This window comes from Streptomyces sp. NPDC046716, from assembly GCF_040645755.1.
Lineage (GTDB): Bacteria > Actinomycetota > Actinomycetes > Streptomycetales > Streptomycetaceae > Streptomyces.
On the sequence record NZ_JBEYYU010000052.1, the window covers coordinates 53,616 to 64,204 of the forward strand.

Sequence of the window (10,589 nt, forward strand, 5' to 3'; positions counted from 1 at the left end):
CTCAAGGGCCGGGCATAGCGCTCAGTCACAGCTGTGGCCGAGCGCTTCAGTTGGCGCATCTGCGCGGTAGTTGGCGAGTCGCGCGTGGCACTCCAAGTCTTGGGGGGGGCCGGTGTGGGCGCCGAGGCCGGTTTCAGGGGTGGTGGGGCAGGGCGTGGGCGAGTGTGTCGAGCGCGGTCAGGGCGTCGGGGCCGGCGGGGGCGAGGACGACGCTGGTGGCTCCCGCCGTGTGGCGGGCGCGTATCGCCTGGCGTGCCTGGTCGGGGGTGCCGGTGATGCTCAACTGCCGGACCCAGGCGTCGGGCAGGGTGCGGGCGAAGTGCTCGGCGTCGGTGCAGGCGGTGCGGTGCTCGCGCAGTTCGGCGGCGAAGGGCAGGGGGGTGATGTGGGCGGCCCAGTCCGGTTCGCCGATGTCTTTCAGGGCGCCGCGGGCGCGGGCGAGGGCGGTGTCCTCGTCGTCGTCGACGGCGGCCGCGTCGTAGGTGACCACGTACGGCTCGTATGTGCGTGAGGTGCCGGTGTTCAGGTGGTGCAGGGAGGCGGTGATGTATGCGGGGGCTGCGGGCTCGGCCAGCAGGAGTCCGTCGGCGACCTCGCCCGCGGCGGCCTGCGACTTGGGGCCGCGCACGCCCAGGACGACCGGGGGGACGATGTCGGGGATCTCGGTGAGGACGACGCCCTCGCTGTGCACGTACCGGCCGTTGGCCGGGCCGGGCTCGCCGCGCAGGAGAAGTCGCAGCGCGGTGGTGTACTCCTTGATCAGCGTGAGGGGGCTGGCGGGCCAGGCCCCGGTCTGCCGCATCCAGGTGGGCATGCCGTGACCGATACCGGCGATGAGGCGGCCGGGGAACAGCTGGGCGAGGGTGGCCAGTTCCATGGCGGCGAAGGCGACGTTGCGGGCTCCGGCGGGCAGGATCCCGATGCCGACGGTGAGGTTCTCGGTGCCGGCCAGGACGGTGGCGGCCTGGGCGATGCCGCCGCGCCAGCCGAGGTCCTCGACCACCCAGAGCTGGTCGAAGCCCAGCTCCTCGGCGCGGCGCGCATAAGGCAGCACATCGGTCACGGGCAGGTCGCGGGGCAGCATGACCCCGACGCGACCGCGATCCGAAGCTGTGCCGGTCTCAGGTGTCTCGGGCATCGGGGACTCCTCGTACGGGTCGACGGGAACGGGGCCCGCCCCAGGCCCGGTTGCGGCGGGAGGGGCAGGGGGGCCTGCGCGGAGCGGGGGTCAGGGTCCGCGCCGCGCAGGCGGTCAGTGGTCGCTGAGTGCCTGCTCGCGCGGGCCGCCCGAGGCCACCGGAACCATGGAGCGGTCGGATCCGGTGCGCAGGACCCCGGCGGCGGCAGCCGCGGTCGCGCACAGCAGGGTCAGCAGGACGAAGGCGTGGTTGAGGGCGACGAGGTGGGTCAGCCAGCCGATGACAGCGGGGCCGGCGAGCATCCCGACGTAGCCGAGCCCGGCGACGCGGGAGACATTCGCGCCGGCCGCCGCGGGGTCGGCGTGTCCCGCAGCGCTGAACAGCTGCGGGACACAGCCCGACAGGCCCAGCCCGAACAGTGCCCAGCCGGTGAACGCGGCCCACATCCATGGACCCAGCGCCACGAGAGTGATGCCGACGGCGGCCGTGGCCGCGCCGTAGCGCAGGATCGCCATCGAGCCGAACCGGGCCACGAAGCGGTCGGCGAGCAGCCGGCCGAGGGTCATGGCCGCGGCGAAAGTGCCGTACGCGAAGGCAGCCGTGCTGGCGGGCGCACCCAGGACGTCCTTGAGGTGCAGGGCGCTCCAGTCGTTCGCGGCGCCCTCACACAGCATGACCATCAGCGCCAGGACGGCCAGCAGCCAGACACGTCCCTTGGTGCTGCGCGGCTTGGTGGCGGCCGACTCCACGGTCTGCTCCACGGAGTTCTCGTCCGAGCCGGTTCCGTCGGCGGCGGGAGCGGGCGGCAGCAGGGCGCGCGCCGAGGCCAGGGCGATCACGATGCCCACGGCTCCCATGGCGGCCATGCCCGCGGCCGGGTTCAGGCCCGCGCTCGCCGCGCCCGCGCCGACGAGCGCGGCGAGGACACCGCCGACGGAGAACGTGGCGTGGAAGCCCGACATGACGGGCCGCCCGTACGCCTTCTCCACGTGTACGGCGTGGGCGTTCATGCTCACGTCCAGGCAGCCGTTGCAGAACCCGAAGACCAGCAGCGCACCTGCCAGGGTCCACGGATCGTGGGCGATGCCGGGCAGGACCAGGGCCGCGCCGCACAGGATGCCGCCGGCGGGGACCACGATGCGGGCGCCGAGGCGGTCGGTCAGCGGGCCGGCCACCTGCATGCCGATGAAAGCCCCGAGCCCGAGCAGCACCAGCAGGCCACCGAGCGTGGCGTGGCTGATGCCCACGCGGTCCTCGATCGCGGGGATGTGCACCACCCACGTGCCCATCAAGGTGCCGCACAGGACGAAATAGATGTAGGTCGCCACACGGGCGGCTCGAAGCGATCGTTCCATACCGATCACCGTAACGAACATCTGTCATGTTCGAAAGGCTGAATAATGAACATGTTGCTTGTTCGTTTAGTGGTGGTGTTCAATCGCGGTATGAGCAACGCAGACCGGCACGGGCTGATCGCGAAGGCCGTCAGGGACTCCGGCGGCGCCACCGTCCCAGAGCTGGCGGAGCTGACCGGCGCCTCCGAGATGACCATCCGGCGCGATCTCGACACCCTCGCCGCCCAGGGCGTCCTCGAACGTGTCCGCGGCGGCGCCCGCACCCTGCTGCTGCGGGGCGAGGAGCCCCCCTTCGCCCTGCGCGCCCACGAGGCGATCGACGCCAAGCAGCGCATCGCCGCCGAGATCTGCGCGCTCATCGCCGACGGCGAGAGCGTCCTCCTCGACAGCGGCACCACCTGTCTGGAAGTCGCCCGCCTCCTGCGCGAGCGCCCCGTCACCGTGATGCCCCTGTCCCTGCAGGCCATCCATCTGCTCGGTGAAACACCCGGCCCCGTCACCTTGATGGTGCCCGGCGGCCGGCCCCGCGCCGCCGAAGGAGCCCTCACCGGCCCCCTCACCCTCGCCTCCCTGGCCGCCCTGCGCTTCGACACCGCGATCATCGGCTGCTGCGGCCTGACCGCCACCGACGGCCTGACCGCCTACGACCTCGACGACGCCGCCGTGAAGAAGGCCGGCATCGCCTCCGCCCGCCGCGTGATCGTCGCCGCCGACGGCAGCAAACTCGGCCACACCGCCTACGCCCATGTCGGGCCCGCCACACTCCTGCACACCGTCGTCACCGACGCCAGCGCACCCGCCGACGAAACTGCCGCACTCGAAAACGCCGGCACCACCGTCAGAAGGACCTGACGGCGACCCCGCCGACCACCATGCCCTCGCACGAGCCAGCACGGCGGGCCGAAGGATCGGTGGCTCCGGGAAGAAGGGTGTACCACCGCCGCCTGGACCGCCGCCGCGCACCCGTGACGACAGCAGCGGTGCGGGGCGCTGCTCGCCGAAGCCGTGGAACATCGCGCGCAGGGTCGCGAAGATCGTCGGCAATCCGAGCGTCCAGGTGAGTGCCGTGCTGACGATCGCCAGGCCCACGTCCTGCCGGAGATGTTCTCCCCCACCGTCGTGCCACCCATGTTGCGATGTCGTCCACGACCGCGGAGGCGACATGTCCCGGCCGCGCGTACTCGGCCGGGTCGGGTCGGCCGCTACCGGAGAAGAAGAGGTGGTTGACGTCGTCGTGGATCCGGATCGTCACCTCGTGCCGGTCGGCCAGGCCTCGCTGCCAGCCGGGCAGGTCGTCGGCGACGGTCACCTGGTAGTCCCGTCCGCCCTGGAGGATCAGCATGGGGCAGGCCAGTTGGGCTGCCGTGGCCACCGGATCGTAGGCGCGCAGGTCCAGCCAGTAGGCGGCGGACAGACCCAGCGGCAGCCGGCTCGACGGGGTGTCGGCCGTGAGTTCCGGGTCTGCCACCGCCGCGGCCTGCCGGACCAGTGCCGCCACCGCCTCGTCCGCGCCCGGGCCGGGGGCGAGTTCCGCGAGATAGCGGCCACGCGCACGGCGGCCTCGTGCATCGGCCGGGTGTCCGCGGCGAGCAGCACCAGGCCCGCGACCGTGGGGTCGGCGGCGGCGATCCTGGGTGCCACTTTGCCGCCCATGCTGCGAGCCGGGACGTTGCCAGCGACGGTGCGTCTGAGCACTGCGGAGCAGACGGGGGGTGGTTGACACGCCACAGAAAGTCAAGGTTAGGTAAGCCTTACCTTAGTTCGGTGGTGGGGGTGGTGCACCGTGCTCACCCCTGCCCCGGCTCCGTGGACGAGAAAGGTCCCGTTCCATGCGTGCCTTGCGTTCCTCCGCCGCCCGCGCCGGCCTCGCTGTCGTCGCCGCCGCCGCGCTCACCGTCTCCCTCGCCTCCTCGGCCTCCGCCGCCACCGTGACCCGTACCGTCACGGACGGCGGCACCACCTACAACCTCTCCCTCACCGCGCCCGACAGCGCCGCCACGACCGGGGCCAACATCACCGTCAGCGGCAGCGGTTACAACCCGGCGCAGGGCATATACGTCGGCCTCTGCGCGATCGACGGCGACCAGGGCGCCAACAAGCCGACGCCGTGCCTCGGCGGACAGGACGAGACGGGCACCACCGGCGCCTCGTACTGGATCTCCAACCAGGGCGGCGGCACCGTGCCCAACAGCACCACCTTCGGCGTAAACGGCGCCTTCTCCGTCACCATCCACGTCAAGGCCGACCTGGGCGGCGGCAACGTCTGCGGCGACACCGTCGAATGCGCCGTCGTCACCCGCGCCGACCACACCGACTCGTCGGACCGCGCCTACGACGTCCACGCCCCGATCGTCTTCCAGTAAGGGCAGCCATGGACCACTCCGTACGCGGCCGAAGACGCGCGGCGCGCGTCGCGGCGGCCGCCGCCATCGCGCTCGGCGCGACCCCCGCGTCCACAGCGGCCGCGGACGGGGCCGCTCCCGGCACCGAACTGTACGTCCAGCAGGCCCAGTTCACCGGTGTAGGCAAACCGCTCGACCTGCTCCTCCACCCCACCTCCGGCAAGCTGTACGTCGGCGCCGACAACCTCGCCGCGACCGCCGACATCGACGAGCGCGGCCTGTACGTCCTCGACCCCGCGACCGGCGCCGTCCGCAGCCAGGTCACCAAAGCACCCAACTCGGCCGGGGCTCTCGCCACCGTCGCAGTGCGCCGGTTCGCCGGGCCGCAACCCGGCGCCGACGACGGCGTGGTGTTCAACTACCCGCTGCGCGGCGTCGGTTCGGCCAAGGACGGGGACGCCGAGGCGTCCGGGGTGTGGCTCACCGGATCGACCGTCTCCGACATCGGGCCAGGGGTGCGCACCGGCACCACGCTGGTGGCCCAGGGCACCGTGCTCTGCGAGATCGAGACCGCCACCGGTACCGTGCTGCGCTCCGTGCAGCCCGGCGGAAGCGGCCCGTTCGCCGTCGACGCGGCACGCGGCACCGTCTGGTACCTCGACACGGCCGCGGGCCTGCTGCACCGCCTCGAGACGGACGGTCTGACCGTCACCGGGTCCTACCAACTGCCCGCCGCGCAGGGCAACGCGGCAGCGGTCGTCGAGGTCGACCCCGCCGACGGCTCGGTGTGGGTGGGCCGCGGCGACACCGTCACCGTCCACGCCGCCGACGGCACCCCGCGCGGAACCCTGAAGGGCACCGACTGGGCCGGTGGCGTCGGCTTCGACCCCACGTCCGGGCGCGCCTACGTGGTGCGCCAGGACAGTGAGGCGCCCGGCACCCCGGGCTCGGACGGCAACGGCATCGGTTCGCTCACCGTCTACGACGCGAAGACCCTGACCGAGGCCACGGCTCCGGTCGCGCTCAAGAACAGCTCGTCCCAGTACGGCAGTACGGCCGTCGCGGTCACCCCGGGCGGCGGCGAGGTCTTCGTGACCAACCCCAACCCGGCCGCGCCCGGCATCGTAAAACTGGTCAGGCAGGTCAGCCCCGAGGTGACCCGGCAGCCGGTCGACGTCACCGCGGAGGCCGGATCCTGGGTCGAGCTGACCGCCGTGGCCCAGGGCAGCCCCGAGCCCACCGTCCGCTGGCAGTCCAGCGCGGACAACGGGAAGACCTGGCAGGACGTCGAGGGCGCCGACCACGGCACGTACAGCTTCACAGCCGAAGTCGCCCTGGACGGAGCGAAGTTCCGTGCCGAGTTCATCAACGACGCGGGTGCAGTCCGCACCAACCCCGTGACACTGACCGTCACGGCGACCGACACCGGAAGTCCATCGCCGGGCGAGTCGGAAGAACCCGACGCGGGATCGGATCCCGAGAACGGCCCGGACGAGGACGGAGGTGGGGGCGAGGACGGCGACGCATCTCCGTCGTCGCAGGCCACGTCGGTCCCCGCCGGTCTCCACGGCACCGGGGAGTCCGGCTCCACGACCGGTGACCACAGCGGCGAGGCTGCCGCCGGCCCGACCGGCGGCAGCCTGGCCTCCACCGGTGCGAGCGTGCTGTCCGCAGCCGGAGCGGCGGCTGCGCTGATCGCGGGCGGCGCCGTCGCGGTACGCCGGGCGCGGCGCCGCGGCGCCAGCTGAGCCCTGCGGGTGATTCGGCACTCGTGCCGAATCACCCGCACCGTCGCCACCCCGGCTGCACCCGTGCGCTCCATCACCGTCTGCCCAGTGAACGCGGTGACCCGTTCCTCAACAACCTGCATGGAACTGACGAGCAGGCGACGCTCCGGGGCATCGGTTTCGTGCCGCGATGTCGGCCGGGACGGGCGGGTATACAGGCGTCGGCATCCGCCATCGCCACGGCGGCGCTCGCGCCACTGTTTGCCGACCGGTCCCTGGTGAAAGCGGCGGGGCCGAAGCCCCGGCAGATCGGCATCCCGGCTCATGCCACCTTGCTTGCTTCTTCTCGTTCGTCCACCAGGAGCGGAGGAAGAGGCGAGACAGCCGCCACGCTGGGATCTCTGGAGCTCTACCATGCGGCGGTGTCAGACTTCATAAAGCAACTCCCCGCCCTGCTCGGGGTGATGATCGGAGCCTTCGGCTCGTACGTGGTGGTCATGCGTGGCGATCGGGCGAGGTTCCGTCGGGAGCACGCAGCCCGATGGCAGGAGCGACAGCTCGCGGCCTACACCGACTACGCGCTGACGCTGAAGAGGACCGTCACCCTTCATCGCCGCGTCGCAGCCCACCTCGGCCACGACGGATATCCGCACCCCCTGCCGCCCGCAGAGGCGACTCCCCTCCTGGTCGACGCCGCAGACGCCCGGTCCGCAGCCGGCGAAGGGCTGCTGATGCTCGGCGCTCCGGAGGTCGTAGAGGCCGCGCACAAATGGGCGCTCACGGTAATGGAGGTTGAAGGGCTCTTGCGCGCCCCTGGCTGTACCGCTGACACGTGGTCGGCTCAGATAGACAAGCAGCGCATGGCCCGGGAGAAGTACTACACGGCGATCCGTCGCGACATGGAACTGCCGCCCGGCCACTCGGGCAGATGGCAGCTCCCGCCCGCTCTGGCCGAGGAAAGGCCATAGGCGCCGGCAACAAGTCCTGCCCCGAGGCCAGATCAACGGCAACCCTCGGCAACAGCTAGAGGGATGAGTGCTGGCCGCCCACCTCCGCGAGCGGCCGACGCGTCGTCGATAGCCCGCTGGCGGTGTCGGTCACGTCCGGGTGATCTGTGGCGAGATGGCGTGACCTGGGATTCATCGAGTGGTTGAGGGATTCATGCGAACGATGATGATCAAGTCCGCGATGGTGGCGGTGTCCGTGGTGATGCTGCTCGCTCCGTCCTCGTCGGCGATGGTGCCAGCCGAGACGCACGGCGGGTACGGCGGTGTCCACATTGATGTCTGGGGCGAGGGCCTTCACGTGAAGTCGGTGCGGGCATGGGCGAAGGGCCCCACCCGGGGCGAGAAGTTCCGTGCGTACGTGATCCACGCTCACAGTGAAACCCGGGAGAACCTGTCGGGATGGCGGCTGGCGAAGCGCCACGGCGGGATGCACTCGGTGACCTGGGCGCCCCGCACGGACTACAGGGCTGGGTCCTTGTTGTGTGTGGAGTCGTCGAAGAAGCGCGCGGAACCCTGCGCGACGATCCACAAGTAGGACGATGGGCAGTGGCTAGCCATGCACGAGGGAGTCCTTGCGTGGCCGAAGTGGCAGGTCCGGCGCGAGCGAGGCGATATCCGGCGCCTGCGGGTAGGGGCCGCAGGCGGCGGGGGCGACGAGCCAGACGGGTCAGAGGTTGGGGGGCGACCTTCTTGGCCGTTCCAGGCGCGGACGGCGTGTCCGGCTCGGGCGAGGTTGCGGGTCCTCGCCGCGCCCATGATGCCGGTGCCCAGGACGCTCACGGTGAGCTTGGCGGTTATGAAGGTTCCCCGTCTTTTGGTGAGTGGAGGCGGGGTCAGGCGCGGGCGGCGCTGATCAGCCCGTCCAGCCATGCCTGGTGGCCGTTGAGCATCGGGTTCGGGCGCTCGCCGGCCAGCGCGGCGGCAGGCTGTCCGATCTGCGACTCCTGGGTGAGGACGCGGACCCGGCCACCGGGCAGATCCTCTACCAGCCAGGCGTGCAGCACGTCGAGCTTTTCCTGCGGGCCGCCGTCCTGCTTCGCGGTCCACGACAGCCGGCCGGGGACACCGTCTGCCGGGGCCCGGAACTCGGTGACGAGCCCGGCGAGAGGCGGGAAGCCGAAGGTTCCGAAGCTGAAGACGAGGCCGTCCGCGAGAACCGGGCCGCCGCCTTCGGGGAAGGAGATGTCGGCGACGTTGTCGTAGTAGCCCTCCCACTGAGAGGTGTCGGTCAGCAAGCGCCAGACCTGGACGGCGGCGAGGCCGACACGATGACTTCGTTGGAGACGAAGTTGTCGCTGGTGCCGGGAAGGTAGCGCTCGGGCCAGGTGATCGCGTTCTGCTTGGTCATCGTGGTGCCTTTCACAGATGAGGGCTTCGGCGTCGCCGTCGGCGGGGAGGGCCGTCACTGGGCGACGTTCTTTGAAGGTAGATCCGCAATCCATCGGTGTGCCAATAGGCACACCGATTCCAGGTATCGGGATCCCGATGATGAAAGCCGCTATCCTTGCCGTCATGACGAACCAGACGCGCGCCGCGGACCAGGAGACCCCCGCGCCCGCCGCCGACGGAAAGCAGCTCCCGCCGCACGCGGACCTCAACCTGCTGCGCACCTTCCTGGCCGTCCACCGCACCGGCTCCTTCACCGCCGCCGCCCCCCGGCTCGGCCTGTCCCAGCCCACGGTGACCGCGCAGATCCGCACCCTGGAGCAGCAGACCGGCCGCGCGCTGTTCACCCGCCTCCCGCGGGGCGTCGACCCCACCCCCTACGCGCATGAGCTCGCCGCACAGATCGCCGCCCCGCTCGACGCACTCGCCGGCCTGGAGGACACCGCGGCCACGGCCGGACCGGTGCACCTGGCCGGACCCTCAGAGCTGTTGTGTGTCCGGGTCCTGCCCGCCCTGGCCCCGCTCATCAGTGAAGGCGTGCAGTTGCGGGTGGCCCAGGGACTGCCCGAACCGCTCATCGAAGAGATGCGCGCCGGCCGCCACGACCTCGTCATCGCCACCCGGCACCCACGAGGCCGCACCTGGGAGTCCGTCCCCCTCGCCGACGAGGAATACCTTCTGGTCGCCGCCCCCGCCTGGGCCGAGGACATCGGTCGGCACCCGCACAGTGACGACCTGTGCGCCGCCCTGCGGGAGGTCCCGATGGTCACCTACGCCGAGGACCTTCCCCTCATCCGTCGCTACTGGCGAACGATCTTCGGCAAGCAGCACACCGCCCGCGCCGCCGTCACCGTCCCCAACCTCTACGCCGTCCTGTCCGCGGTCAACGCCGGTGCCGGATACAGCGTCCTGCCCCGCTCCCTGTGCCAGGACCACCTCGACACCGGCCGGCTGACCCTCCTGCACGACCCGGAAGAAGCCCCCCTGAACACCCTCTTCCTGCTCCAGCGCCCCGGAGCCGGGACCAACCCCGACGTGCTGCGCGTGCGCGAGCAACTACAGCAAGCCGCCCGTACCTGGTAGCCACCGACATGTTGCACCGCACGCCGGGCACCGCGTGGCGAAGGAATGCGGTCGATCCCGTGGACCTCGCCGAGGTGCTTGAGCCCGGATCGGCGGGGCATGCCTCGTCGACGTCGAGGTGCACGCCGGGGATGGCGGCGACGGAGTCGCCCCGCCTCAGGTCGGCCGCGTAGCGGCAGGTCTTGCCGGGCTCGTGGCAGTCGGGGCGTGCGTGAACGCAGAGGGGGCATGGGGTGGTGCCTTCAGGGTGGGGGTGCTGCTGCACACCATCACCGTCGGCCGAGCGTTGTCAGTGCCGGTGCCGACTGCGACGTCCAGCACGAGTTGCCCTCCTGCCGTGCTGGCCCCGGAACAGCTTCCGTGTGTCAGGGGGGGGCACAGTACTTCGTTTTCTGGGGGGGTCGGTGCGCTGGCCTGCCGAAACGTATGCGTTATCGGGGTGGTGGCCAGACGTTGGGTGCGCGATGCTGAATGCGCTCCCCCTGGATCGGCATGAGGGCCGGATCCGCCGGAGGTCGGCGACGGCGGATCCGGCGGGCGAAGAGCACAT

Annotated in this window: 10 protein-coding genes and 1 pseudogene; 6 read left to right on the plus strand and 5 right to left on the minus strand. The window is 71.3% G+C overall.

Annotation, left to right across the window (positions count from 1 at the left end; genetic code table 11):
* Positions 1-133: 133 nt before the first annotated feature.
* Both ABZ930_RS31205 and ABZ930_RS31210 read right to left on the minus strand, forming a co-directional pair.
* Complete coding sequence (locus ABZ930_RS31205) at positions 134-1,138, minus strand: LLM class flavin-dependent oxidoreductase (RefSeq protein WP_361555135.1); 1,005 nt, start codon at positions 1,136-1,138, stop codon at positions 134-136.
* A gap of 114 nt (positions 1,139-1,252) precedes the next feature.
* On the minus strand, positions 1,253-2,494 hold the full coding sequence (locus ABZ930_RS31210; protein WP_361555138.1) for an MFS transporter: 1,242 nt from the start codon (positions 2,492-2,494) through the stop codon (positions 1,253-1,255).
* Positions 2,495-2,584: 90 nt separating this feature from the next.
* Between ABZ930_RS31210 and ABZ930_RS31215 the strand changes: the two genes are divergently transcribed.
* Positions 2,585-3,346 (plus strand): DeoR/GlpR family DNA-binding transcription regulator, encoded by a 762-nt coding sequence (locus tag ABZ930_RS31215; RefSeq protein ID WP_361555141.1) that lies wholly within the window; start codon positions 2,585-2,587, stop codon positions 3,344-3,346.
* Here ABZ930_RS31215 and ABZ930_RS31220 read toward each other — a convergent pair.
* Complete coding sequence (locus tag ABZ930_RS31220; protein WP_361555144.1) at positions 3,333-3,992, minus strand: hypothetical protein; 660 nt, start codon at positions 3,990-3,992, stop codon at positions 3,333-3,335. The genes ABZ930_RS31215 and ABZ930_RS31220 overlap by 14 nt on opposite strands.
* Before the next feature lie 331 nt (positions 3,993-4,323).
* Here ABZ930_RS31220 and ABZ930_RS31225 point away from each other — a divergent pair, with 331 nt between their 5' ends.
* The 4 genes from ABZ930_RS31225 (at position 4,324) to ABZ930_RS31240 (ending at position 8,105) form a co-directional block, all read left to right on the plus strand.
* The gene (locus ABZ930_RS31225; RefSeq protein ID WP_361555147.1) at positions 4,324-4,857 is read left to right on the plus strand and encodes a hypothetical protein; all 534 of its coding nucleotides are present in this window, start codon (positions 4,324-4,326) and stop codon (positions 4,855-4,857) included.
* Between the two features lie 8 nt (positions 4,858-4,865).
* On the plus strand, positions 4,866-6,584 hold the full coding sequence (locus ABZ930_RS31230) for a hypothetical protein (RefSeq protein ID WP_361555150.1): 1,719 nt from the start codon (positions 4,866-4,868) through the stop codon (positions 6,582-6,584).
* Between the two features lie 401 nt (positions 6,585-6,985).
* Positions 6,986-7,531: a hypothetical protein gene (locus tag ABZ930_RS31235; protein WP_361555153.1), complete on the plus strand. Its 546-nt coding sequence runs from the start codon at positions 6,986-6,988 to the stop codon at positions 7,529-7,531.
* A 193-nt stretch (positions 7,532-7,724) separates the two neighbouring features.
* On the plus strand, positions 7,725-8,105 hold the full coding sequence (locus ABZ930_RS31240; RefSeq protein WP_361555167.1) for a hypothetical protein: 381 nt from the start codon (positions 7,725-7,727) through the stop codon (positions 8,103-8,105).
* 161 nt (positions 8,106-8,266) lie between these two features.
* Here the strand turns inward: ABZ930_RS31240 and ABZ930_RS31245 are convergent.
* Positions 8,267-8,368 (minus strand): annotated as a pseudogene (locus tag ABZ930_RS31245) (NAD(P)-binding domain-containing protein); the annotation flags it as partial.
* Between the two features lie 35 nt (positions 8,369-8,403).
* Complete coding sequence (locus ABZ930_RS31250) at positions 8,404-8,805, minus strand: SRPBCC domain-containing protein (RefSeq protein WP_361555156.1); 402 nt, start codon at positions 8,803-8,805, stop codon at positions 8,404-8,406.
* A 277-nt stretch (positions 8,806-9,082) separates the two neighbouring features.
* Between ABZ930_RS31250 and ABZ930_RS31255 the strand changes: the two genes are divergently transcribed.
* Positions 9,083-10,039, plus strand: coding sequence for a LysR family transcriptional regulator (locus ABZ930_RS31255; protein ID WP_361555158.1), 957 nt, complete (start codon positions 9,083-9,085; stop codon positions 10,037-10,039).
* The last annotated feature ends 550 nt before the right edge of the window (positions 10,040-10,589 follow it).